19 protein-coding genes are annotated in these 24281 nt (G+C 62.6%); 10 read left to right on the top strand and 9 right to left on the bottom strand.

Annotated elements, in window-relative coordinates; translation table 11 throughout:
* Positions 1–121 precede the first annotated feature (121 nt).
* From QTJ18_RS16460 to QTJ18_RS16445, 4 genes are all read left to right on the top strand, one after another.
* Positions 122–1192 (top strand): DUF4424 domain-containing protein, encoded by a 1071-nt coding sequence (locus QTJ18_RS16460; protein ID WP_252751259.1) that lies wholly within the window; start codon positions 122–124, stop codon positions 1190–1192.
* Positions 1193–1309: 117 nt separating this feature from the next.
* On the top strand, positions 1310–2449 hold the full coding sequence (locus QTJ18_RS16455) for an esterase-like activity of phytase family protein (protein ID WP_252751258.1): 1140 nt from the start codon (positions 1310–1312) through the stop codon (positions 2447–2449).
* A gap of 229 nt (positions 2450–2678) precedes the next feature.
* A complete protein-coding gene (locus tag QTJ18_RS16450; RefSeq protein ID WP_252751257.1) occupies positions 2679–3404 on the top strand; it encodes a DUF433 domain-containing protein in 726 nt (241 codons plus the stop codon).
* Positions 3401–3796, top strand: coding sequence for a DUF5615 family PIN-like protein (locus tag QTJ18_RS16445; protein ID WP_252751256.1), 396 nt, complete (start codon positions 3401–3403; stop codon positions 3794–3796). The genes QTJ18_RS16450 and QTJ18_RS16445 overlap by 4 nt, the downstream gene beginning before the upstream one ends.
* Before the next feature lie 114 nt (positions 3797–3910).
* Here the strand turns inward: QTJ18_RS16445 and dxs are convergent, their stop codons facing one another.
* Entirely contained in the window at positions 3911–5827 is a 1917-nt protein-coding gene (dxs, locus tag QTJ18_RS16440) for a 1-deoxy-D-xylulose-5-phosphate synthase (protein ID WP_252751255.1), read from the bottom strand.
* 385 nt (positions 5828–6212) lie between these two features.
* Here dxs and QTJ18_RS16435 point away from each other — a divergent pair, with 385 nt between their 5' ends.
* Entirely contained in the window at positions 6213–8342 is a 2130-nt protein-coding gene (locus QTJ18_RS16435; RefSeq protein WP_252751254.1) for a DEAD/DEAH box helicase, read from the top strand.
* Positions 8343–8399: 57 nt separating this feature from the next.
* Here the strand turns inward: QTJ18_RS16435 and QTJ18_RS16430 are convergent, their stop codons facing one another.
* From QTJ18_RS16430 to xylF, 6 genes are all read right to left on the bottom strand, one after another.
* Complete coding sequence (locus QTJ18_RS16430; RefSeq protein WP_252751253.1) at positions 8400–8768, bottom strand: DUF1850 domain-containing protein; 369 nt, start codon at positions 8766–8768, stop codon at positions 8400–8402.
* Entirely contained in the window at positions 8765–10873 is a 2109-nt protein-coding gene (locus tag QTJ18_RS16425) for a TRAP transporter permease (protein ID WP_252751252.1), read from the bottom strand. Before QTJ18_RS16425 ends, QTJ18_RS16430 begins: the two co-directional genes overlap by 4 nt.
* Before the next feature lie 313 nt (positions 10874–11186).
* Complete coding sequence (locus QTJ18_RS16420) at positions 11187–12146, bottom strand: TAXI family TRAP transporter solute-binding subunit (RefSeq protein ID WP_252751251.1); 960 nt, start codon at positions 12144–12146, stop codon at positions 11187–11189.
* Between the two features lie 181 nt (positions 12147–12327).
* Positions 12328–13131, bottom strand: a complete 804-nt coding sequence (locus QTJ18_RS16415; RefSeq protein WP_252751250.1) for an ATP-binding cassette domain-containing protein — start codon at positions 13129–13131, stop codon at positions 12328–12330.
* Positions 13132–13142: 11 nt separating this feature from the next.
* Positions 13143–14453, bottom strand: a complete 1311-nt coding sequence (locus QTJ18_RS16410) for a sugar ABC transporter permease (RefSeq protein ID WP_252751249.1) — start codon at positions 14451–14453, stop codon at positions 13143–13145.
* Positions 14454–14564: 111 nt separating this feature from the next.
* Entirely contained in the window at positions 14565–15605 is a 1041-nt protein-coding gene (gene xylF, locus QTJ18_RS16405; protein WP_252751248.1) for a D-xylose ABC transporter substrate-binding protein, read from the bottom strand.
* A 213-nt stretch (positions 15606–15818) separates the two neighbouring features.
* Here xylF and QTJ18_RS16400 point away from each other — a divergent pair, with 213 nt between their 5' ends.
* A complete protein-coding gene (locus QTJ18_RS16400) occupies positions 15819–17138 on the top strand; it encodes an ROK family transcriptional regulator (protein ID WP_252751247.1) in 1320 nt (439 codons plus the stop codon).
* Between the two features lie 180 nt (positions 17139–17318).
* Here the strand turns inward: QTJ18_RS16400 and QTJ18_RS16395 are convergent, their stop codons facing one another.
* Positions 17319–18308 (bottom strand): polysaccharide deacetylase family protein, encoded by a 990-nt coding sequence (locus QTJ18_RS16395; RefSeq protein WP_489667172.1) that lies wholly within the window; start codon positions 18306–18308, stop codon positions 17319–17321.
* A 496-nt stretch (positions 18309–18804) separates the two neighbouring features.
* Between QTJ18_RS16395 and QTJ18_RS16390 the strand changes: the two genes are divergently transcribed.
* Positions 18805–20286, top strand: coding sequence for a beta strand repeat-containing protein (locus QTJ18_RS16390; protein WP_252751246.1), 1482 nt, complete (start codon positions 18805–18807; stop codon positions 20284–20286).
* Between the two features lie 195 nt (positions 20287–20481).
* Complete coding sequence (locus QTJ18_RS16385) at positions 20482–21273, top strand: hypothetical protein (protein WP_252751245.1); 792 nt, start codon at positions 20482–20484, stop codon at positions 21271–21273.
* Positions 21274–21391: 118 nt separating this feature from the next.
* On the opposite strand, the gene QTJ18_RS16380 is transcribed toward QTJ18_RS16385, so the two are convergent.
* Positions 21392–22591 (bottom strand): hypothetical protein, encoded by a 1200-nt coding sequence (locus QTJ18_RS16380; protein WP_252751244.1) that lies wholly within the window; start codon positions 22589–22591, stop codon positions 21392–21394.
* A 419-nt stretch (positions 22592–23010) separates the two neighbouring features.
* On the opposite strand from QTJ18_RS16380, the gene QTJ18_RS16375 reads away from it, so the two are divergent.
* Positions 23011–23349: a hypothetical protein gene (locus QTJ18_RS16375; protein ID WP_252751243.1), complete on the top strand. Its 339-nt coding sequence runs from the start codon at positions 23011–23013 to the stop codon at positions 23347–23349.
* A 247-nt stretch (positions 23350–23596) separates the two neighbouring features.
* A complete protein-coding gene (locus QTJ18_RS16370; RefSeq protein ID WP_252751242.1) occupies positions 23597–24271 on the top strand; it encodes a tetratricopeptide repeat protein in 675 nt (224 codons plus the stop codon).
* Positions 24272–24281: the final 10 nt, after the last annotated feature.

The following is a 24281-nucleotide window of genomic DNA, read 5'->3' as shown; positions in this document are numbered from 1 at the left end:
CAAGAGGCGGGCGCACCCCGCCTCTTTTTCATTGGCCACATGCGGATAATGTCCAAAAACCCCTTCCGTCCGGCGGCCCGCATGCTACCTTCCGCGCGGAAAATCGGGTGGGGTTACGATCATGACGACATATCTGAGCCAAGCGGCAGCGCGGCTGCATTCAGCAATCGCTGCTTGCTTCTACGCAAGCGCACTTTCCTTCTGCGCGAGCGCTCTTTCCTTCTGGGCAAGCGCCAATCCGGCCTGCGCCAATGATACCATGGCGGAACTGCGCACCGGCGGCCTGGCTTATGTCATGACGACGGATGTCACGATGGCGGAGGAGGATCTCTTCCTGTCGATGGACGAGGTGCGGGTCGACTATCTGTTCAAGAACAGCAGCGACAAGGATGTGACGAGCCTGGTTGCCTTTCCCATGCCCGATATCACCGCTTCGCCGGATGGCAATATCGCCCTGCCGGATTTCGAGACCGACAACTTCCTGAATTTCACCGTGACCCAGGACGGCAAGCCGATCCAGCCGCAATTGCAGCAGAAGGTCACGGCGCTGTCGGTTGACTGGACCGAGGAATTGCGCAAGCACAAGGTTTCGCTGCTGCCCTTCAGCGACAGGGCGGTCGAGGATCTGAAGGCGCTTCCGGCCGAGGTGCTGCAGGACTGGGCCGCAAAGGGCCTGGTCTTTGCCGATAGTTTCGATGCGGGGCAGGGCTGGCAGACGGTGTACAGGCCGCTCTGGACGCTGCAATCCGTCTATTACTGGGAGACAACGTTCAAAGCGGGCGCGTCGGTGCGCGTCAGCCATCGCTACCGGCCGAGCGTTGGCGGAACGGTGGCCATGAGCTTCATCAGCGAGGGAAAGCCCGCTTTCAGCTATGAGGCCTACAAGACGCGCTATTGCCTGGACGAGTCATTCATGAAGGCCGCCGCCAGGCTGGAAAAGGCCTCCGCCAATGGCGGCGAAGCGGTCACCGAAGCCTGGCTCTCCTATATCCTCAAGACCGGCGCCAACTGGGGCGGCACTATCGGCAAGTTCAGGCTCACCATCGACAAGGGCAAGCCAGGCAATCTGGTCAGCCTGTGCGGCGAAGGCATCAAGAAGACCGGCCCGACGACCTTCGTGATGGAAAAGACCGATTTCTGGCCGGAGCGGGATCTGGATCTGCTTTTCCTGCTCGTGCCGAGCTCCAATTGAGGGTGGCGGCTCCTCTGTTATAAGGCTGCAAACTTGAGGGTCTAGGCAGAAGCGCTCACAGGTGATCCGTTCGATCACCCGCGTGCTTCGCAACCGATTTTTCGAGGATGCTCTTTCATGTTCAAGCCATTTCTGGCCGGCACGGCCATCGCATTTTTCAGCCTCATGCCCGCCCATGCAACGCCCGTCGGCGCAACGCAATCCACCCCTTGCCCCTTCGGCGATTGCACCGCGGGCATCAGCCTCGCTTATGCCGGGGAGTTCGACATAGCGACCGGCACAATTGTCGACGGCGTCGAATTCGGCGGCCTGTCCGGCATCGATTTCGATCCCGCCACCGGCCATTATGTCGCGATCTCCGATGATCGGTCGGAAAAGGCGCCGGCGCGCTTCTACGAGCTTCAGATCGATGCCGCCGCCGATGGCATCAAGGCCGTGAACGTGCTGCGCAGCGTCACGCTGAAGACCGAGAAGGGCGAGGCCTTCGCGCTCAAGACCGTCGATCCGGAAGCGATCCGGCTTGGCAAGGACGGGATCTTCTGGACCAGCGAAGGCGATGCCAAGCAGCTTTTGCCGCCCTTCCTGCGCCTGGCCGGGGCAGATGGCGCATTCGTCCGCGACTTTGCCCTGCCACAGGGTTTTGCCCCGACATCCGACAATGCCAGCGGCATCCGCAACAATCTCGCTTTCGAAGGCCTGACCCTTCTGCCTGATGGCGACGCCATGGTGCAGGTCGAATCCTCGCTGAACCAGGACGGGCCGATTGCCAGCCTGACGAGCGGCGCGCTGGCCCGGATGATCCGCTATGACCGGCTGACGGGGGAGCCCAAGGCCGAATATGTCTACCCGATCGAGCCGATCAGCCAGGCCCCGAAGACAGCGAAAGGGGAGAAGGGCTGGAACGATAATGGCGTATCCGAGATACTCGCGCTCGACAATCACCGGCTGCTGGTGCTGGAACGCGGCTTTGCCGAGGGGTTCGGCAATTCGATCCGGCTCTATATGGTCGATACGGACGGCGCGACGGATGTCCGCTCCGTCGCATCGCTCGTCAAGGCCGAGCAGCCCATCGTGCCGCTGCGCAAGAGCCAGGTGCTCGACCTGCGCGCCATGGGCCTTGCGCCGGACAATCTCGAGGGCATGACCTTCGGCAAGGGCAGCGATGGCAGCGATCTCCTGATCTTCGTCTCGGACAATAATTTCAATCCGCAGCAGAAGACGCAGTTCTACGCTTTCAAGGTGCTGGCGCGGCCCTGAGAGCGCGCTGGCAATGGCGAGCGGCGTGGCGTGAAGGCCGCGCCGCATTTTTCAAGGGCGGCCGGCCGGTTTTCGGGCGGGGCATACCGCGGATCCAGGGCGACTGAAGAGCGAGATGCTCTTGACGAAGTAAGAAATCAATAAAACACGCATTTGTAATTCGGAAGCAAGCCGATCCGACAATGGAAATCCATCTTGCGGGCCTTGGATATATGGCTATTTTGCCCCTATGACCTCAACACAGTTTCACGCCCTGCCATCGAACTCAACCGGCGTAGGCTCCTACACCGCAGTTGAGGCCGCACGGCTGTTGAGAACAAAGCCGCTCAATGTGAATCGCTGGCTGCGTGGGTACACCTACAAGCGGGCGGGTGAGATCCGACAGATGCCGCCGCTCTGGACGACGCAGCACGCCGCCATAGAGGATCACCTTGAGATCGGATTTCGTGACTTGATCGAGCTGCGATTCGTGAAGGCGTTCGTGGATGCGGGCGTTGGCCTCCTCGCCATCCGCAATTGCCTCGATTATGCAAGAGAGTGCGTGAGGGATGACCGTCCGTTTTCCACGCGTCGGTTCCAAACGGACGGTCGCACAATCTTTCTCGAGAGCATCAAGCGAGCGAAAATTGAGGACGCCGAGGCAAATCTCCTCGACCTCAAGAAGAAGCAGTACGTCTTCAAGGATATTATCGAGCAAACCTTTAAAGACCTCGATATCGACGACAATGCGGTGGTCCGCTGGCGACCGTTTCATGGGAAAAATTCCATCGTAATCGACCCCGACCGGGCTTTCGGTCAGCCTATCGCGTCTGAATTCGGCGTTCCCACGGTCGCGCTGGCAGACGCAGTTGAGGCGGAAGGGTCTGTCGAAGAGGTTGCCCGCATATTCGATCTGCCGGTTGCGATCGTTCGCGACGCCGTCCAGTTTCAACTTGATCTGAAGAGAGCAGCTTGAAGGTTCTGGTTGACGAAAACCTTCCTCCACCTCTTGCACGTTCTTTGAACGCATTATTCGCGGGAAAACACGAAATCACTCATATGCGTGAGCGGTTTGGTCCCGGTGTGACGGATTTGCAGTGGATCAGCGAATTGAGCGCCGAAGGGCGCTGGATCATAATTTCAGCCGATCGTCGCATTACGAGAAACAAGGCGGAATACAACGCGTTCCGGTCTTCCAATCTCGTTGGTTTCTTTCTTTCGAAGGGGCTGTACAAGTCGCCGCTCATCAAGCAGATGGAGCGGCTTCTTGCCTTGTGGTTGACGATTGAAGCGCAGTCCGCACTTGTCCAAGGCGGAGCGATGTTCGAGCTACCCATGAGCAGTACTCGTCTTAAACAGCTACATTGAACAACCGAGCGCACTGTCTGCGCGCTGTCCGCCACCAGCCACCAAGATCATCCCGGCCGGTGATTGCTGCAGGGAAAGCCGGGGCTCGCTCGGCGCCTCAAGCCATAGAGGTCATCACCCCGCAGCGCCCACCTGAACCCCACGCCCCAGCGCCGTGAACACCGTTTTCACAATGCCCGCGCGGTCAAGGCCGGCTCTGGCATACATGGCTTCCGGCTTGGCCTGGTCCATCCAGACGTCGGGGAGAACCAGTGAGCGGATCTTCAGCCCGGTATCGAGCAGGCCTTCGGTGGCGAGGAACTGCATGACCTGGGACCCGAAGCCGCCGACGGCGCCTTCTTCCACCGTCAGAACGATCTCGTGGTGGCGGGCGAGCTGGCGGATGAGGTCGTGGTCGAGCGGCTTGGCGAAGCGGGCATCGGCCACGGTGGTGGAGAGGCCTGCCGCATCCAGGTCCTCGGCCGCCAGCAGACATTCGGAAAGCCGGGTGCCGAAGGAGAGGAGCGCAACCTTGGCGCCCTCTTTCATCACGCGGCCCTTGCCGATCGAAAGGATTTCGCCGCGCTCGGGCAGGTCGACGCCGACGCCTTCGCCGCGCGGATAGCGGAAGGAGATCGGGCCTGCGTCATAGGCGGCCGCCGTGCGCACCATGTGCTTGAGTTCCGCCTCGTCGGCGGCGGCCATCACGACGAAACCCGGCAGCGACGACAGGAAGCCCGTATCGAAGGAGCCGGCATGCGTGGGTCCGTCGGCGCCGACAAAACCGGCGCGATCGATGGGGAAGCGCACCGGAAGCCCCTGGATCGCCACGTCATGCACCACCTGGTCGTAACCGCGCTGCAGAAATGTCGAATACAGCGCGCAGAAAGGCTTGTAGCCTTCGGCCGCAAGGCCGGCCGCAAAGGTCACCGCATGCTGTTCGGCAATGCCCACATCGAAAGTGCGCTTGGGAAACAGCGTCTGCAGCTTGTCCAGCCCGGTGCCGTTCGGCATGGCGGCGGTGATGCCGACGATCTTTTCATCCAGCGCCGCCTCCTGCGCGAGCGCATCGGCGAAGACGGATGTATAGCTCGGCGCATTCGGCTTGGCCTTGGCCTGGGCGCCGGTGATCACGTCGAACTTGTTGACGCCGTGATATTTGTCGGCGGCGGCTTCGGCCGGCGGATAGCCCTTGCCTTTCTGCGTCACCACATGGATCAGAACAGGGCCACGGGCATTGTCACGGACATTGCGCAGGACCGGCAGAAGATGCTCGAAGGAATGGCCGTCGATCGGTCCGATGTGATAAAAGCCCATTTCCTCGAACATGGTGCCGCCGGTGACATAGCCGCGGGCATGCTCGACCGCCCGGGTGATGGCGCGGTCGACGCTCTTGCCGAGATAGGCCGTCAGCTTCTTGCCGAATTCGCGCACGCCCATATAGGTGCGGCCGGAGGCAAGCCTTGCCAGATAGGCGCTCATGGCGCCGGTCGGCGGTGCGATGGACATGTCATTGTCATTGAGAATGACGATCAGCCGCGCATCCAGCGCACCGGCATTGTTCATCGCCTCATAGGCCATGCCCGCCGACATGGCGCCGTCGCCGATCACGGAGATCACGTTGCGCGGTTTGCCAGACAGCTCCGCCGCCACCGCCATGCCAAGCCCGGCGGAGATCGAGGTGGAGGAATGCGCGGCGCCGAACGGATCATAATCGCTCTCGGCGCGCTTGGTGAAGCCGGACAGGCCGTGTTCCTGGCGCAGCGTGCGGATTCGGTCGCGCCGGCCGGTCAGGATCTTGTGCGGATAGCACTGGTGGCCGACGTCGAAGATCAGCCGGTCGTCCGGCGTGTTGAACACTTTGTGGATCGCCACCGTCAGTTCCACCACGCCGAGGCCCGCGCCCAGATGCCCGCCGGTTTTCGACACTGCATCGATCATTTCGTCGCGCACTTCACGCGCCAGTTGCGGCAGGTCGCGGTCATCGATCTTGCGCAGGTCGGCCGGCCAGGTCACCTGGTCCAGCAACGGCGTCTTTGGCATGGAGGTCACTGTCGGCTCCCTGTTCTGCTCTCGTCGGAGCCATCGTTTCTTCCAAGATGAGGAGATGCGCGGCTTTTTCAAGTGTCACGAAGCCGCGCTTCTAGACCAAATCCACACCGAGGCAAAGTCTCGAAGACATCTTCGGGAAAGCAGCGGGGTCTGACCGGCAACAAGCGCATCATCCCTGCCTTTTATCGAACCGGCCGGGCGGCAACAGGCCGCAGCCTTGTGGGCTTTCCCGGCCTCTCCGTTAAGCCTGTCCTGCGCCATATGGCGGGAACCGCGCATCCTCTTTGACATTTCGCGCGTGAATCGCTAAAGCGTGCGCCATATCCGCCGCGTCATGTCGCGGCCCTTCGCGCGTCAATGCGCCTTGCTCCGAAAGACCATATCCATGTCCGAACTGAATGACGCCGTTCCGGCGATTGCCAAGGCGTTGTCGAAACGCGGCTACGAAACGCTGACCCCGGTGCAGCAGGCGATGCTGAACCCGGATCTCAACGATTCCGATGCGCTCGTCTCCGCCAAGACCGGCTCGGGCAAGACGGTCGCCTTCGGCATGGCCATGGCCTCCACGCTTCTGCCGGATGGCGCCGAGCGGTTCGGCCGCGCCGAGACCCCGCTGGCGCTGGTGATTGCGCCGACGCGTGAACTCGCCATGCAGGTCAAGCGGGAATTCGAATGGCTGTATGAAATGACCGGGGCGGTGATCGCCAGCTGTGTCGGCGGCATGGATATCCGCAGCGAAAGACGGGTCCTGGAACGCGGCGCGCATATCGTGGTGGGAACGCCGGGCCGTATCTGCGACCATATCCGCCGCAATGCTCTGGACATGTCGGCCGTTCGCGTGGCTGTTCTTGACGAGGCCGACGAGATGCTGGATCTCGGCTTTCGCGAGGATCTGGAATATATCCTCGAACAGGCGCCGGATGACCGGCGCACGCTGATGTTCTCCGCCACGGTTCCCGCCGGTATTGCAAGGCTTGCCAAGCAGTATCAGCGCGATGCCAAGCGCATCGAGGTGGCGTCCGAGGAAAAGCAGCATGCCGATATCGAATATCGCGCCTTGATGGTCGCACCGTCCGATCGCGAAAATGCGATCGTCAACGTGCTGCGCTTCTATGAGGCCCGCAACGCCATCGTGTTCTGCTCCACAAGAGCCAATGTCAATCATCTGACGGCGCGCCTCAGCAACCGCAATTTCTCCGTCGTGGCGCTGTCCGGCGAACTCACCCAGAACGAGCGTACCCATGCGCTGCAGGCGATGCGCGACGGCCGTGCCCGCGTCTGCATTGCCACCGACGTGGCGGCGCGCGGTATCGATCTGCCGGGCCTCGAACTGGTCATTCATGCGGATCTGCCGACAAATTCGGAAACCCTGCTGCACCGTTCCGGCCGCACCGGCCGCGCCGGCAACAAGGGCATCAGCGCCTTCATCGTGCCGCTCAACCAGCGGCGCAAGGCCGAACGCCTGCTGATGGGCGCGACGGTCACGCCCGCCTGGGTGCTGCCGCCTTCCGCCGAGGAGGTGATTGCGCGGGACCATGAGCGCCTCGTCGCCGATCCGGTCTTTGCCGAAGAGGTGCGCGAGGAGGAGCAGGATCTCGTCGCCACGCTGGTCTCCACCTACGGGGCCGAGAAGCTGGCCGCCGCCTTCGTGAATCTGCATCGCAACAACAATGCGGCGCCGGAGGACCTGATCGAGATCTCGATCGATTCGCCCGGCCGCAAGACCCGTGAGCGCGGCACCGACCGTCCGGGCGGACGCGGCGAAGAGGGCGAGAGCTTCCCCTCGACACCGCGCACGCCGCGTGGCGATTTCGGACCGGCCATCTGGCTGTCTTTGTCGGTGGGGCGCAAGCAGAATGCCGAACCGCGCTGGCTGATCCCCATGCTGTGCCGCAACGGCAACATTACCAAAGCCGGCATCGGCGCCATCAAGATGCAGCAGACCGAGACCTATGTGGAACTCTCCACCGATGTGGCGGATCAGTTCCTGCAGGCCATCGGTCCCAACCGCATGCTGGAGCGCGGCGTGCGGGTGACGGTGCTGGATGCCATGCCGGATCTTTCCCGCCAGGCAGAACCGCGCACATTCGAAAAGCGCAGCTTCGACGAGCGCCCGCCGCGCCGGGACGTCAACGAGGCAGCGCCGCGCCAGGCCAAGCGCGAGGACTGGACGCGCGACGACAAGGGCCGCGAGGCATGGTCCAAGGACAAGCCGAAGGCAAAGCCGGCCTATGCCGGGGGCGAGGGGCGCGAGACAAAGAGCTTCGACAAACCGTTCCGCGACAAGCCCCTCCACGACAAGCCTGCCGGCGATCGCCCCTTCCAGGACAAGCCGTTCAAGAAGGATGGCAAGCCCGCCTTCAAGGATGGCGGCAAGCCATCGTTCAAGGACGGCGGCAAGCCACCCTTCAAGGAGGGTGGAAAGCCCTCCTTCAGGGACGGTGGCAAGACGGCAAAGCCCGCTGCCGGAAAGGGCAAGCCGAAAAAGGCCAATGGCAAGGATCGCTGGAGCTGAGCCTTTCGGCTCCACGGGACCGCTGAAGGAAGGTGACGGACGCTTTCGATCGCGCCGTCACGGTGTCCTGCTGCAGGGCATGATCTGCGTATCGGCTCCCGCCGCCTTTCCAAGATCGAGGCAGCCGTCGGCGTGGCAGAGCTGCCAATCGCTGACGGTCGCGCCGGAGGCCGCGAGATCGAGCTTTGGCAGCGGCTTGCGGTCGGGCCGCCATACCCACCAACCCTCTCTGAGCACCGCGCCGTCGCCGGGTTCCATTCCGGCGCCGGATCCCTTGACGGCGGCTTCGGTGAGGACCAGGCCGGCAGGCGTTACCGCATAATGCTCCCGCCACTCGACCTTTTCCACCGAATGGGTCCAACTGAGGGTAAAGGCGGAGACGGCCAGGACGGCCGTCTTGCCCGCGGCAACGAGACACAGGCTCATACGGTCGCTTCCGGCATCTTTTGCCGGCGGGTCTTGACGATATGATAGAGGATGAAGCCGATGCCGAGGGCAAAGCCGATCTCATCCGTCAGCGGCAGCGCCACCACGAGGCACGCGCCCGCGCCAAGCGCAACGAGCCGCTCGAGACCATTCAGCCGGGCGCGCAGGAAGCCGACAACGGCAATCCCCCAAAGGGCGATGCCGAAACAGGCCTTCACAAAGAGATAGGCGACTTCCACCGGATAGCCCCAGCTTTCGCTGATCGGGCCGGCATCCTGCAGCATCAGCGCCGGCGCATAAACCGCCATGAACGGCACGACGAAGCCGGCCGTGGCGAGCTTGGTCGCCTCGATGGAAATCTTCAGGCCGGAGGTTTTCGCCATGGGCGCCGCGGCAAAGCAGGCGAGTGCAACCGGCGGCGTCAGATCCGCCATGATGCCGAAATAGAAGACGAACATGTGGCTGACGATCAGCGGCACGCCAAGCTCCAGCAGGGCAGGGCCGGCTAGCGAGGAGGTGATGATGTAATTGGGGATGGTGGGAATGCCCATGCCCAGGATCAGGCAGGTGATCATCGTCAGCACCAGCGACAGGAAGAGATGCTCTTCGCCGATGCGGATGATGGCGCCGATAAAGGTGGAGGCGATGCCGGTGAGGGTCAGCGTGCCGATGACGATGCCGACAATGGCGCAGGCTATGCCGACCGGCAGGGCATTCTTGGCGCCTTGGGCCAGCGCGTCGCGGCAGATCAGCAGCGTTTCACGGCCGCCATTGCGCGTGAGGCAGAGGCCGATCAGCGCGACGATAACCAGGATCAGCACGTCCACCCCGAATTTCAGGAAGCTGCTGGCTGCCAGGCCGACGATGAGCCAGAACAGGATGCGGAAGGCGAAGGGGCCGATGCTGGCGGCGATCGGCATGCCGAGCAGAAGCACGACCACGAGCGCCAGGCCCATGGTGCCGGCGAAGATCGGCGTATAGCCGGCAAACAGCAGATAGATCAGGGCACCCAGCGGCAGGATCAGAGGCCAGTGCTCCTTCAGCGCGGCCCAGGGATTGGGAAGCTCGGCCTTGTTCATGCCGGCCAGGCCCGCTTTGCCCGCTTCCAGATAGACCATCCAGAAGCACACGCCGAAATAGAGAATGGCCGGGATGAGCGCCGCCTTGACGATTTCCGCATAGGGCACGTTCAGCGTCTCGGCCATGATGAAGGCGACGGCTCCCATGACCGGCGGCATGATCTGCCCGCCCATCGAGGAGGTCGCCTCGACGCCGCCGGCAAAGGCGGAGCGGAAGCCGAAGCGCTTCATCAGCGGAATGGTGAACTGGCCGCTGGCCACGACATTGGCGACGCCGGAGCCGGAGATCGTGCCCATCAGCGCCGAGGACAGGACGCAGACCTGGGCAGGCCCGCCGCGCCAGGATCCGACCATGCCAAGCGCGAAATCGTTGAACAGGCCGAGCATGCCGCCGCGCTCCAGGAAGGAGGCAAAGACCACGAAAATGAAGATATAGGCCGCCGATACATAGATCGGCGTCCCGTATATGCCCTCGGTGCCGAAGGAGAAGTGTTCGATCACCTGCTCGAAATCATAGCCGCGATGCACGAAGGCGCCGGGCATGTATTGGCCGAGGAAGCAATAGGCGAGAAACAGGCCGGAAATGATCGTCAGCGGCAGGCCCATCAGGCGGCGGGCGCCTTCGAAGACAAGGACAAGGAGCAGGGTGCCGACCACCAGATCGGCATGGCTGAGAAAGCCGCTCCTGAGGATCAGCTCCTCGTAGAAGATCCAGTTATAGATGCCGGTCAGAAAGCCGAGAACGCCAAGCGTCCAGAACCAGGCCTTTGCGGCGCGCCCCTTGGCCATCAGATTGCCGATCAGGCCAAAGCCCAGAAGCAGCAGGAAGCCCACATGCATGGCACGCACGACCTGACTTGGCAGCGTACCATAAGCGGCGGTCCAGAGCTGGAAGAGCGAGAAGGCAATGGCGATCGCAAAGGCGATGCGGCCCATGGTTCCAATGCCGAAACCGGCCGGCAGGCCCTCGACATGATCGTCATCGGCCGGCATCTGCAGCTGTTCGTTCATCCGCGTCTCAGTCATGCGTGTCCCATCACCTTGCTGTGCCTGTGCATCCTGTCGGTGTCGCCGCCCATCCGTCGTCCCGGTGGTCCCCGAGGCTATTCCGGGGCTGTTCACGCGACAGGAAGGCGCCTCTCCCCAACCCTTCCCGCCAAGGGGAAGGGGCTAACCTGCCGCGCCAAAGCTGCCCCCAGCGGCTGGCAATCCCCGATGAGGAGAGCGGTGCCGCCTGTCGTCTCTCCCTTTGCGGGGGAGATGGCCGGCAGGCCAGCGAGGGTCTTTCGAGACACTCGCCTGCCTTGCCGCAGCCTCGGTCAGGGCTGCGAAATGCCCCTTACTTGATCAGGCCGACTTCCTTGTAATAGCGCTCCGCTCCCGGATGCAGCGGCACCGGCATGCCATCCAGCGCCTTCTTCACGTCGATTGCCTTGGCGGCCGCATGCGATGCGGTCAGCTTCGGCAGGTTGTCGAACAGAAGCTTGGTCATCTGATAGGCCGTCTCGTCGGAGACGCCGGAATGGGTGATGAGGAAATTGCCGACCGCGGCGGTCGGCACATCGCCGGCCTGACCCTCATAGGTGCCGGCGGGAATGGTCGCGGCGATGTAGGGCGAGCCGATCTTGTTCACCACATCGGCAGGCACGGCCACCACATTGATCGGCACGGAGCTTGCCAGGTCGCGGATCGAGGCGACGCCGAGGCCCGCCGATTGCAGCGTCGCGTCGAGCTGGCGGTTCTTGATCAGTTCGACCGATTCGGCAAAGGGCAGATATTCGGTCTTGCCGAGATCCTTGTAGCTCATGCCGGCGGCTTCCATGATCTGCCTTGCATTCAGCTCCGTGCCGGATTTCGGCGCGCCGACCGAGAGGCTCTTGCCCTTCAGTTCGGCGAGCGATGTCACGCCGGAATCCTTTGAGGCGACGATCTGCACATAATTGGCGTAGATACCGGCAATGCCGCGCAGCTTGTCAAGCTTGCCGGGGAAGCCCGCCTCCTTGTTGCCCTCCCAGGCCATCTTGACCGAGTCGCCGAGGGCAAAGCCGATTTCGCCGCGGCCGGCCTGGAGCAGGTTGAGGTTTTCGACGGAGGCCTTGGTCGCCTGAACCTGCGTGCGGGAATCCTTGATTCCGGCGCCGTAGATTTCCGACAGCGCGACACCGAGCGGGTAATAGACACCCGATGTGCCGCCGGTCAGCACGTTGATGAATTCGGCAGCCTTGGCCGAGGGGGCGGCAGCCGTCAGTCCCGCGGCAATGGCGGTGGCAAGAACGGCGCGTCGGGTAATCTGCTTCATGGTGACCCTCCCAAGTCGTATTGAACAGAGACACCTATCATGGAGTGCGGGGGAGGGGCGGTCAATCGCCGCTGGCCTGAACTATTGCATTTTTGTCACAAAGCCGGCGCTCACAGGCCGTTCATGCCAAGACGCAGCGCTGGCGGGCGCTGCGTCTTGTGGAAAGCTTCAGCTTTCGGGCTCAGGCCTCCTGCATGGCGCCCGGACCCGGAATGGCGCCGGGAGGCACCTTGCCGAGGATGATCATGCCCAGCACTTCATCCTTGGTGACATCCTGCGTGCGGGCATGGCCCACGACGCGGCCGTTCTTCATGACGAAGACGCGGTCGGCCAGATCGAAGACATCGTGAATGTCGTGGCTGATCAGGAAGATGCCGATGCCCTCCCGCTTCAGCTGGGTGATCAGCTCGCCGACCTGCGCGGTTTCCTGCGGGCCGAGCGCCGCGGTCGGCTCGTCCATGATGAGGATGCGGGCATCGAAGAGGATCGCCCGGGCGATCGCCACCGATTGCCGCTGGCCGCCGGAGAGCGCCTTGACCGGTTCCTTGAAGCGGCGGAAATTGGGGTTCAGCCGTCCCATGACCTCCCGCGCCTTGGCCTCCATCGCCACGTCGTCCAGCGTGCCCCAGGGGGTCTGCAATTCGCGTCCGAGATAGAGATTGGCGGCGGCATCCACATTGTCGGCGACGGCGAGCGTCTGGTAGATCGTCTCGATGCCGTATTTCTTGGCATCGCGCGGATTGCCGATCTCGGCCGGTTCGCCATTGATCAGGATCTCGCCGTTGTCGCGGCGATAGGCGCCCGAAAGAACCTTGATCAGGGTGGATTTGCCGGCGCCGTTGTGACCGAGAAGCGCGACGACCTCGCCGGCATGCAGGTCGACGGATGCCCGGTCGACGGCGTGAATGCCGCCGAAGGAGATCGAGATGTCGCGCATTTCGACAAGCGGGGTCTGCGGACGGGCGGTCGATTGTGTGTCTGACATGATGTCCTCCCTTACCGGCTGCGGCCGCGATAGATGGTGTCGAGCCAGACAGCCACCACCAGGACGATGCCCACCACGATGCGCTGGAAGGGCGTGTCGATTCCCAGAAGCACCATGCCGGATTGAAGCGACTGCATGACCAGCGCGCCGAGCATGGCGCCGGCAATCGTTCCCGTGCCGCCGGCGAGCGAGGTGCCGCCGATGACCGCCGCGGCGATGGTATAGAGTTCGTCCAGCTCGCCCTGCGCATTGGTTGCGGCATTCAGCCGGGCGGTGGAAATGGCCGCGGCGATGGCGCAGAGCGCGCCCATCAGCGCAAAGATCTTCACCGTCACCCAGCGGGTCTTGATGCCGGCCAGTTCGGCGGCTTCCGGATTGCCGCCAATGGCAAAGACATAGCGGCCGAAGCGCAGACGGGTGGAAATGAAGGTCATCACGATGCCGACGGCCAGCGCTATCAGCACCGGAACGGCTATCCCGTGCGAAATGAACAGGCCGCCATCCGGCCAGGCAATGCCGTTGGCATCCGCATAGCGGCGGGCGATATTGACCGGCCAGGGATAGCTGTTGACGATCCAGATTGCGATGAGGACGAGAAGGCAGGCAACGGAGGCCAGGAAGACCTCTGCCCAGACGGGCCGCAAGGGAAAGCCGAAGCGCAGGCGCTGGCGGCGCGAATTCAGGATGATGGCGACGATGGCCGCGCAGGCCAGAAGCCCGACGACCCAGCTCCAGGTGGCGCCGATCGAGCCATTGGTGCCGCCGCCCATCAGGCGGAAGGTGGCATCCATCGGCGCGACGGTGCGGCCGCTGGTGACGAACCAGGTCGCGCCGCGCCAGACCAGCAGTCCGCCGAGCGTGACGATGAAGGAGGGAACGTTCAGAAAGGCGATGATCGTGCCATGCAGCGCGCCGATGGCGGCGCCCAGTAGAATGCCGGCCGAAAGCGCGATCACCCAGATCAGCGGATGCTCGAAGCCCAGAAATTGCGGCAGGATTTCCGCCTGCAGCACGCCCATGATCATGCCGACAAATCCCAGGATGGAGCCGACCGACAGATCGATATTGCGCGTCACGATGACCAGCACCATGCCGGTTGCCATGACCGCGACGGAGGCGGTCTGAACCGAGAGGTTCCAGAGGTTGCGCGGGGTCAGGAAAAGACCCTCGGTGAAGATGTCGAAGCCGATCCAGATGATCAGCATGGCGCCGATCATGCCGAGCAGGCGGGTATCGAGCTCTGTCGCCCTCAGCAATCGCTTGATCGGGTTTTCGGCGGGCGTGGTGGTCGCCGCCCGATTGACATTGGTTACGTCGGCCATGCCCTTGCCGTTCTCCCTCTTTGTCGTGCCGGTTCCTCCCTGGTCGGGACGGGGAACGGGCGGTTGGCGCGTCGCCGCTTGTGCGACGCGCCGGCCATGCTCTTTGTCAGATCAATCGCAGGCCTTCAGCGTGCCGGCCTTCACGCCCTGGCAGGCAGCGGCCTTGGTGATCCAGCCGGCGTCGATGACGACGTTCAGATTGTCCTTGGTGATCGCCATCGGGGTCAGGAAGACGGACTTCATCGGCACCTTCTGCGGGCCGCCGTCAAAGGTCTGCACGCCCTTGATCTCGTCCATGGTCTTGCCATCGGCCAGCGCCACGGCGATCTCGGCGGCATTCTTGCCCAGTTCGCGCGCGTCCTTCCAGACGGAGACGGTCTGGGTGCCGAGCGCGACGCGGTTGAGCGCCGCCGCATCGCCGTCCTGACCGGAGACCGGAACGGATCCGGCCAGGCCCTGGGCGGAAAGCGCCGCGATGGCGCCGCCGGCCGTGCCGTCATTCGATGCCACGACGGCATCCACCTTGTTGTTGTTCTTGGTCAGGAACTGTTCCATGTTCTTCTGGGCATTTTCAGGCTTCCAACCGTCGGTATAGGCCTCGCCGACATTCTTGACCTTGCCGGAATCCATGGCGGCCTTCAGCACTTCCATCTGGCCGGCGAAGAGGAAATCGGCGTTCGGATCGGAAGACGAGCCCTTGATGAAGACGTAATTGCCTTCCGGCTTCACCTTGAAGACTTCCTTTGCCTGCAGGCGGCCGACTTCCTTATTGTCGAAGGTGATGTAGAAGGCCGCCGGGTTTTCGATCAGGCGGTCATAGCCGACGACCGGAATGCCTTCCGCGGCTGCCTTTTCGATGGCCGGGCCGATGGCGGACGAATCCTGCGCCAGAACGATGAGGGCATTGGCGCCCTGCGCGATCAGGCTTTCGATATCGGTCAGCTGCTTGGCGGCGGAGGATTGCGCGTCGGCGGAGATGTATTTGTCGCCGGATGCCTCGAGCGCCTTCTTGATGGCTGCTTCATCCGTCTTCCAACGCTCTTCCTGGAAGTTGGACCAGGATACGCCAATGACCTTGTCCTTGGCGAAAGCCGGAGCGTGAACGGCCGTGATGACGGCAGCAGCTGCCATCAGCTTCAACACTGATTTCATGTAAACCTCCCGTTTGGCGCGGGGGCCGACCTCCTCGTCTGCCTCTCCCGCTTCTCAAAGTAAACCGTCGATCCAGCCCCAACCCGTCAGGGAGATTGTTTTTCTCGACAGTCGAGAAAATATCTGTCAGATGATGATCTGCCTGTCAACACCACCAAAGTCGGCAAGTCTAAAACACGCCCGGACGACATGCGACCCGCTATGCCACCTGCCATGCCTTCGCCTTCCGCCACTGCGCTTCCGCTGCGTGCAGCCATTGCCAAGCCGGGCACGGAGCAGCTGCGCCGGCACAATCTCGCCGTCGTGCTGACGGCGCTTCGCGCGGCCGGGGCGCTGTCGCATACCGAGATTTCGGAACGCACGGGCCTGGCGTCCGCCACCGTGACGGCGGTCACCGCCGATCTGGAGCGGCTGGGCGCAATCGAAAGGCGCGAGCAGGCCGGATCAGGCAATCGTGGGCGGCCGCGGGTGCATTTTGCCCGCCGCCGCGATTTTTCCCATGTGGTGGCCGTACAGATTTCCTCCGATCAGCTGCATTATGCGCTGGCCGATTACGGCGGCACGATGATCGACCGGTTCAGCCGGCCGCGCACGATCGTCGAGGGCACGCCGGAGGGCCTGGTCGCCGAGATCGAGGAGGCGATTGCCAGGCTGTCGCAGCGCTCGCGCATTGGCGCTTCGCAGATCGGTGCCATCTCGCTGTCGAGCAAGGGCATGGTGGATGCGGAAGCGGGCCGGCTGGTCTGGTCGCCGGTCTTCGGCGAGCGAAACGTCGATTTCTCGCCGCTTGTCGCGGCCTGTCCGTCTGCCAGCCTGTTCGTCAGCAATGAGACGCTGCTGGTGGCGCATGCCGCCGCGCGCCGCCGCATCCTGAGCGTGCCGGACAAGGCCGCCGCCGGGCTGATCGCTTTGTCGCTCGGCCACAGCATCGGGCTCGGCATAGCCCGGCCGGGGGGCGGCGAGCTGCGCGAACTGCCAGGGCTTTCCGGCCTGCCGGGGCTGCCCGGTTTGTCCGGTTTGTCCAGCTTGCCCGGCTTAAATGTCAGCGCCCCGAATTTCGGCCATATGCTGAACGCGCTCGACGACCGCCTCTGCCGCTGCGGGTCGCGCGGTTGTATCGAGGCGACGGCCGGCTTCTACGGCATATTGAGGCTGGCTTTCCAGGTGCCGCCCAACACCATTCCCGCCAAATTCGTGCCGCTTACAGAAATGGACAAGATTGCCGCTTCCGCACGGCAGGGGGCGAGAATGGCGCAATATGCGTTCCGCCAGGCCGGACTGGCACTGGGGCAGGGGCTATCGCGGGTTCTCAGCCTGTATGAAAACATGCCCGTGGTGGTCACGGGCCCGGGCACGCGGTTCTACGATCTCCTGTCGGCCGGCATGGTCGAGGGCCTGCGTCAATCGCTGCAGGTGAGACTGACCGGGCTGCCGGATATAGAGGTGCTTGCCAATGAAGCGGAGCTGGTCTTCGACGGCCATGTGGACCGGGCGCTGTCTTCAGTGGATCTGAAGATCGCCTCGCTTCGCTGACCATCGAAACCGGCTGATGATGGATGCAGGGCTGATCATTCGGACGGGCTGACGGCAGGACGGCGCGCAATGAGCCGAGAGTGCATTTCGGGTAAAAACGGGATCACCTGAAACGCTCGATCTCTTTGTTTCTACGCAGTCCGGACGCAAAACCGCTGACGCACTTTTGCTGGACCTGCTCTAGAGCCCGGAGCCTGCCGGCGGTTTTTCGCTGGCGCGCAAGAGCTCTGCCGCCTCCCGATAGGTGATGCAGCCGACATCGGGACGCGCGCAGACATCGCTCGCCAGTCGCTCCATGGCCCGCCAATAGGCTCCGGCATTCATCTCGACGAAGTGCAGGCCGATCTGCAGCGGAATCCGATCGCCCTCATATTGCGCATCGAAGGCGCTGCGAAAGGCCTGATAGGCGCGTTCCTCGAATTGTGCCGATTGATCCGGCTTCTCGGTGCCGGAGGAATGGCGCATATAGAGATTATAGTCCATGGCAATGATTTTGCGGGCCTGCGGCCCTTCCGGAATCAGCGGCAGGCCGAAGGACAGGACGCCGTCTGTCTGCTGCGGCAGCTGCGGCCCCTTGGTGACGCCGCTGGCATCATAGGTGAAGCCTTCGAGCCTCTCCGCCTCGGCCAAGGCCTTCGAGGTGGAGAGATAGGGCGCGCGGAAGCCCTCGATCGCCGCAACGAAAGCACGCCAGCCTTCCGGTTCGTCCTTTGCGGCGCCGAGATCCGCAAAGCCATTGGACAGAACGGTGCGAAAGCTCTGCATCTCCGCCCGCCAATCCTCAACGCTCCACGCGCGCCCGTCGAAATGTCCGCAGGTGTGGCTGGCGATTTCGTGTCCTTCCCTGTGCGCCTGCCAGACATGGTCGAGGCGGGCAAGGGCCTCATCCTTCGTCTGGGCAAAGCCGATATTCGACCGGCCGGCCGCGTGGTGCGGACCCTTGTAGCTGCGCGCCCGCTCCCAATCGATCACCAGCGTGCAGGAGAGGAAATAGGTGAAGCGCGCATTGACGCGCTCGGCCATGCGCCGGCTCCTCTCCCAGAGCGGATTGCTGCCGGCACCATCGAAGGACATCAGCAGAAGCTGTTTCGGTTTTGCCGCAGTCTCGGCCAAAGCCGGAAAGGCCGTGAGCCCGCCTGCCGCCAAGCCGAAGACGAGGCTGAAGGCGATGTTGACGGCGAGGCCGGCACGGCGGAGGGCCGAGCGGCCGGCCGAAGACACCGCGCAAGCGCGGGAGAGGGCAGTTCCGGAACATGCTGGGCGGCGCAAGACAACTCCTTCGGATCGAATGTCATAAAGGGCGGTCCTTGTCGGGTGCGAATGCGGCAAAGCCGCGGCGCCGGCCCCGATCGGGTCGGAAAAGCACATCCGATGGGCTTGAGGTGCCGCGGCTGCATCGAAACGGGACAATTCCTGCTCAAGTCGAATATCACTAAATTATGTATATCTCATAGTATACTGAGGAATCTCTTCTTGGTACAGATTCTTGATATTAATTATAACATGGATTTCAGCCACTTATAGTCGGATAAACCAGCAGTTAACCATTGTTATTCTGCTTTCGTGAAGCTATAGGTCTTTACGCATTGTTAACCCAAAGCCTGCGCAGGGCAGGCGACCGGTGCAGAGAAACGCCGGGAAGAATAGACAACAGGGAGTTACCATTATGAATATCAAGGGCCTGCTTGTGACGGTTTCGGCACTGTCGATCTCCGCTTCCGCTTTCGCCATGGATAAGGTTTCGCAGTTGAGCGACAATTCCGGCAGCGTCGTGAATTCCGTCCAGAGCCTCTCGGTCGACCAGATGAGCGGCACTGCGCAGTCGGTGTCCTCCTCCGCCACCGGCGCGCGCACCAGCGTTTCCGTTTCCTCCCTCAGCACCTCGCAGCAGCAGGGCGGGCTGACGGTCGCTCCGGTCGGCGGCATCGGCAATGTGAACCAGGCAAGCATCAACACCGGTTCGGTCACCAATGAAACCGGCTTTGTCAGCGTCGGCAGGGGCTCGGATCTGGGCGCAGCGTCCAGCGTCTCCGTCTCGGCTACCGGTGCCGCCAGCGGCGCATCGCTGTTCGTCCTCGGCAAGGACGGCGTCATCAATTTCACCATGGGTGATGTCGATCAGCGCGCCGACAATGCCGGCCGCGTGTCCAATCTGGTGCAGGATGTGGCGGTTCAGTCGCTGCAGGGTGCCGCCTCCTCGGTCAGCGTCAGCGCAACGGGCGCCTCGAACGGCGTCTCGCAGAACTTCGTTTCGGCGAGCCTGCCCGCCGGCACCTATCTGCAGACCGGCAATGTCAGCCAGGACGCCTCCAACTATGCCACGGTTTCCAACCAGATCGGCGCGGGCAGTGTCACGGCCGGCACGGTCGGCGGCAATGGCGCCAGCGTTTCGGTTTCGGCATCGGGCGCTTCCAACGGTGTGTCCACCGTGCTGATCGACTCCGCGGGTAAAGCGGCCTTCCTCACCGGCGCCGTCAACCAGGCCGCCACCAATACCGGCGTGATCGTCAACAGTGCCACCGACGTGGCCACGGGCGATGTCACCGGCACCGGCGCAAGCGTTTCGGTGGGCGCCACGGGTGCATCCAACGCGCATTCGCTGGTCGTCATGGGGTCGAACGATCCGAATGTCGCTGCCATCAACCTCGGCCTGACGCAGGTGTCGGAAAACAGCGGCTCGGTGGTCAACCATGTGAGCACGATTTCTGTCGGCAATGTCGTCGGTGCCGCCGCCAGCGTCTCCGCCTCGGCCACGGGCGCTTCGTCCTCGCAGACTGTCGCCAATATCGGCAATCCGGGCCTCATCTCCTCGACCTCGTCCGGTCCGATCAACCAGTCGGCGACCAATACCGGTCTCGTTGCAAACAATGCCAGCTCGCTGGTCGCGACGTCCCTGAACGGCATCGGCGCAAGCCTCTCGGCCTCGGCCACCGGCGCCTCCGTCAGCAAGAACGCCGTCTCCATCAATGGCGGCCCTGTCCTGATCGCGGATCTGAGCTCGGTCACCCAGAACGCCATCAATGCCGGCCCGGTCACCAATAACCTGACCAATCTCAGCGCCGGCACCATGTTCGGCACGGGTGCAAGCATCTCGTCCAGCGCCGTGGGTGCCTCTGCCTCGGTCAGCTTCGCTTCGCTGCACAATTGATCGCAGCCAATATCGTCAGGGGCTGCCTCGCGCGGCCCCTGATCCTTTCTCCGTTTCTCGCCCTTGCAAGAAAATGGGCTGCGAATTCCGACGGCGACCCGTTCTGCCCGACCAGCCTTCAAAGCCAGCCTTCAAAGCCAGTCTTCGAAATCAGTCTTGAAAATCAGTCTGCCAACCTCGTCTGCGAAGAGATCCATGACCGCCCCAGCCCCGCTGCTCCGATCGATCCTCTCGGCCATCCTGCTGGTCTCCTCGGGCGCGATGCCCGCCTCGGCCGGCTGCGCGCGATGCCAGAGAGAGGCCCAGAGAGAGGCTCAGACTTTGGCCCAGGCTTGGGCCCAGACTGGGGCCCAGTTGGTGGCGCCGCAGACGATGGACGGATGGCGCCTGCCGGAAAGCGTTCCCTCGGTCGGTCCCTTGCCCGCCGAACGTCGCGCCCATCGCCAGCCGGTCCGCCGGTCCCATGCGCCTGCCGCCCGACGCTCTGCCGCCTCCGCTAAGCCGGGCCATCATGCCGCTGCCAATCCGGCTTTGGCACCGGTTTCGGCACCCGCCCCGAACAGACCGGCACCCGTCGCGAATGCCTCGGCCAATCCGGAGGCGGCAAGGGCTGCGACAATCCCAGCGATCGACCCTGCCTATCTTGCTTTGCTGCGCTCTTTGATGGCCGCCATCGATCAGGCCAATCGAAGCGGCAACTATTCCGGTCTCGTCAGTCTCGGCACCAGCCGGTTTCGGGAGAGCGTGACGGATGAACAGCTGGCGCAAATGTTCAAAGCCATGCGCGACCAGAAGGTGAATTTCCTCGCAACCCTGGTGACGGAGCCGGTCATGACCATCTTTTCCGGCGATATTGCCGCTGAAAAGGCGGTGAGGCTGACGGGGAGCTTCCCCATGCAGCCTCTGCCGATCGAATTCGATGTCACCTATCTGTCGGAAAGCGGTGCCTGGAGCCTGGCGGAACTGAATGTGGCCCTCGGTCACTAAAGCCCTTTTGCCGGCGCCTCCCACCCGCGACCAGACCTAGCGGATCTCACTTTGTACCTCTCACTCTGGGGATCGCGCGCGCGTTTCCCGCATGTCGCTGGGCCGGCAAATGCTGCTATCAATTATCGTGGCTGCCGCCGGCCGTGCCAGGCTCCTCCGAGCCTGCGGCCCGGACGCGCGGCTGCAGGGGCGGGTTCGCAGCCGGCATGACGAGGCCCGGACCGGCTGCGCCCTGCGGGGCGGGCACCGATGCGGCCGGAACGGGCGATGACAGCAGATGCAGGGTCTGGGTCTCGCCATTCTGGGGCTTGCCGGTATGGCCCGGTTTCGCCTTGCCAGGATTAGTCTGGGGTGGATTGGTCCGAGTCGGATCAGTCAGGGTCGCATTGACCGGTGCCGGAGTGGTCAAGGTAACAGGCATATGCACGCTTTGCACCGAAGCGCCCAGCGGCGCCTTGGCGCCCGGACCTTGTTTTTCAGGGGCAAGGGGTTTCTGATCCGGCGCCGGATTGACCGGCACCGAGGCCGTGATCAGCCGGGCAGGATTGTCGGGCGCAGCCGGCAGGGTGGTCGGCGGCAAGGCGCAGAACATGCGCGCCTTGGGAAATTCCTTCAGGATCACATCTGCAACCCCGAGGGCAATCGGTCCGTTGAGGGATTCGAATTGCAGCCTTTCCTGATTCTGCAGCGTCGCCGCGCCGGAGACGAGCGTATCGCCGAAGCTGCGGCCGATGCCGATGCCGATCGAGGAATAGCGGACGGGGCGCTGTACCATGCTGATCTGCCGGTTCACATTGGTGGCAAGCTCGTCGAGCTGGATCGTCAGAGACAATTGCGCCCAGCCCTTCGACAGGGTCGGCCCTATGCCGCCGACGCGCATATCGGTTTGCGTCGTCGTTCCGAAATCCAGGCTGTTGAAGATGCCGTTGATCGCGTAGCGGGCAGGAATGGCCTTTCGCGGCTGGCCGAAATAGGTCGATATGACCTCGCCGCCCGCCCGCTTGATCGCTTCGGTGATATAGGAGGCGCTGCCGCCTTGCGGCAGGAAATTGCCGGTGGAACCCGCGGCATTGGCATTCACCTTGCCCGTGCTGTCTGCGAAGGGGCCGACAACGAAGGTCACGCCCTTGATCAGCTTGTAGTCGCGGATGCAGTCCAGAATCGTATCGGTTGTCGAATAGGGCAGGACGATCTTCGGCGTGCTGGCCGTGGTGACACCATCCGGATTGTCCGTGGAGGCGAGATCCTGGCGGTGGGCGCAGCCACCGAGCATCGAGCAAGTCAGCAATATGGTTCCAAAAGTCCGGATCTCGAACATCAGTAACAACTCCTAAAGGTTGTGATGTCCGATCAATAGGAAAACATGGTTAATTTTGCGTTAAACACGGCAATCATCGCTGACTTGTTGTTAAGGAATAGCGCATATATGAGCAGGACTATGCTAAAATTTCCGAACACTCGAAATTTTGTATTATGACTTCAGAGAGTTTGCCCAATCTATATTAAAGTTGACTTTGCACATCTGGCTGATGCGACCAACTATTGCCTGCGTTATCGAAAAATAAACCATAGGAACAGACAGGCGAATACTGGCGTCGCTCTTCATAAATATTGAAGAAAAAGCCAAGTAAATAGTGTTGTGACCGGCAATAGACATGCAATCTTGAAAGTCACGCTATGAGAAGGACGGGAACAACGCAAATGCTGAATAATATTAGAATATCAGGATATCGTAAAATGATGGCCATGTCCGGCCTGATTCTTTTGTCCGCCGGGCCTGTCATGGCGGATAGTTACACGGCAGGACTTGGTTGGGGTGCGGTGAATGGCGGCGTTGCCGTGTCCGGCGCCTACGAATCGGCTGCGATGCATGCGCAGAACGGCATTACCGCCGGCCAGGTCAATGCCGCGCGCAAGCGCAGCCTCGTTTCGACCGGCTCGCAAGGAACGATCCAGTCGATCGGGTCGCAGACCATTGTCAGCAGCACCATCCAGGGAGATCGCAACACGATCAACCAGAACCCGACGCAGAACGCGGAGAATTCCGGAGCCGTGACCAATCATTCGGGTCGTTGAGCGGCAAAGCAGCACGTGCCCATCGACAGCCTCCGCTCCCGGGCGGCGGGCTGTCATCGCGTGCCGGTCCATCCCGCAGCGTTTGCAAAGGGCGGGGAAGAGGTGGGGGGACGCGCCAAACTTCATCCGCGAGAGCTGCGGCCGAATCGGTTCAAATCATCGAGATTTGGTATTACATCAGGCGCAAAATAGGTTAGAAGGCAAGCTTTCTAGGTCAGGGGCCGTCTCAGCGCGGCCAAGGTTGGGCATGGCACACGATAACGACAGCTTTATCCGCGAGGTGAATGACGAACTGCGCTCCGAGCAGATTTCCGGCTTCTGGCGCCGCTTTCGCCCCTTCATCATCGGCGGCGCGGTTGTGATCGTGCTGGGAACGGCGGGCTTTCGCGGCTATGAATATTGGCACGCGCATAATGCCTCCGTCTATGGAGACCAGTTCCTTTCGGCCTTGAACCTTGCCAAGGACGGCAAGACGGATGAGGCGCTCGCGGCGCTGGACCAGCTGGAACAGGATGGCGGCGGCGCCTATCCGGTTCTGGCGCAGCTGCGCTCGGCCACGCTTCTGTCGCAAAAGGGCGACAAGGCGGGCGCCGTGGCCGCCTTCAAGGCTGTGTCGACCGATACGAATGTTCCGGAGGTGCTGCGTGATCTCGCCAAGATGCGGGCAGCCTGGATCCTGATCGATACCGGCACCTATGACCAGGTTTCGGCCGAGGTCGAAGTCATGGCGACGCCGAACCATGCGCTGCGGCACTCGGCGCGCGAGGCGCTCGGTCTCTCCGCCTTCAAGGCCGGCGACCTGACCAAGGCCAAGGAATGGTTTCAGATGATTGCCGATGACGCGGAAGCGCCGCGCAATATTGCCAATCGGGCGCAGATCATGCTGGATACGATTGCCGCTTCGGGCAAGGCTGCCTCGTAAGCGTACCGGC

This window comes from Rhizobium sp. SSA_523 (genome assembly GCF_030435705.1).
Classification (GTDB): domain Bacteria; phylum Pseudomonadota; class Alphaproteobacteria; order Rhizobiales; family Rhizobiaceae; genus Neorhizobium.
Note: the sequence above shows the minus strand (reverse complement) of the source record. Positions and strands in the feature narration are given on the sequence as shown.

Excerpts from the sequence above, each read along its gene's own strand:
- QTJ18_RS16415 (WP_252751250.1), bottom strand. The coding sequence starts at position 13,131 with ATGTCAGACACACAATCGACCGCCCGTCCGCAGACCCCGCTTGTCGAA.
- QTJ18_RS16460 (WP_252751259.1), top strand. The coding sequence starts at position 122 with ATGACGACATATCTGAGCCAAGCGGCAGCGCGGCTGCATTCAGCAATC.
- QTJ18_RS16455 (WP_252751258.1), top strand. The coding sequence starts at position 1,310 with ATGTTCAAGCCATTTCTGGCCGGCACGGCCATCGCATTTTTCAGCCTC.
- QTJ18_RS16385 (WP_252751245.1), top strand. The coding sequence starts at position 20,482 with ATGACCGCCCCAGCCCCGCTGCTCCGATCGATCCTCTCGGCCATCCTG.
- QTJ18_RS16420 (WP_252751251.1), bottom strand. The coding sequence starts at position 12,146 with ATGAAGCAGATTACCCGACGCGCCGTTCTTGCCACCGCCATTGCCGCG.
- QTJ18_RS16435 (WP_252751254.1), top strand. The coding sequence starts at position 6,213 with ATGTCCGAACTGAATGACGCCGTTCCGGCGATTGCCAAGGCGTTGTCG.
- xylF (WP_252751248.1), bottom strand. The coding sequence starts at position 15,605 with ATGAAATCAGTGTTGAAGCTGATGGCAGCTGCTGCCGTCATCACGGCC.
- QTJ18_RS16390 (WP_252751246.1), top strand. The coding sequence starts at position 18,805 with ATGAATATCAAGGGCCTGCTTGTGACGGTTTCGGCACTGTCGATCTCC.
- QTJ18_RS16375 (WP_252751243.1), top strand. The coding sequence starts at position 23,011 with ATGATGGCCATGTCCGGCCTGATTCTTTTGTCCGCCGGGCCTGTCATG.
- QTJ18_RS16410 (WP_252751249.1), bottom strand. The coding sequence starts at position 14,453 with ATGGCCGACGTAACCAATGTCAATCGGGCGGCGACCACCACGCCCGCC.
- QTJ18_RS16425 (WP_252751252.1), bottom strand. The coding sequence starts at position 10,873 with ATGACTGAGACGCGGATGAACGAACAGCTGCAGATGCCGGCCGATGAC.
- QTJ18_RS16370 (WP_252751242.1), top strand. The coding sequence starts at position 23,597 with ATGGCACACGATAACGACAGCTTTATCCGCGAGGTGAATGACGAACTG.
- QTJ18_RS16430 (WP_252751253.1), bottom strand. The coding sequence starts at position 8,768 with ATGAGCCTGTGTCTCGTTGCCGCGGGCAAGACGGCCGTCCTGGCCGTC.
- QTJ18_RS16450 (WP_252751257.1), top strand. The coding sequence starts at position 2,679 with ATGACCTCAACACAGTTTCACGCCCTGCCATCGAACTCAACCGGCGTA.
- QTJ18_RS16380 (WP_252751244.1), bottom strand. The coding sequence starts at position 22,591 with ATGTTCGAGATCCGGACTTTTGGAACCATATTGCTGACTTGCTCGATG.
- QTJ18_RS16400 (WP_252751247.1), top strand. The coding sequence starts at position 15,819 with ATGCCTTCGCCTTCCGCCACTGCGCTTCCGCTGCGTGCAGCCATTGCC.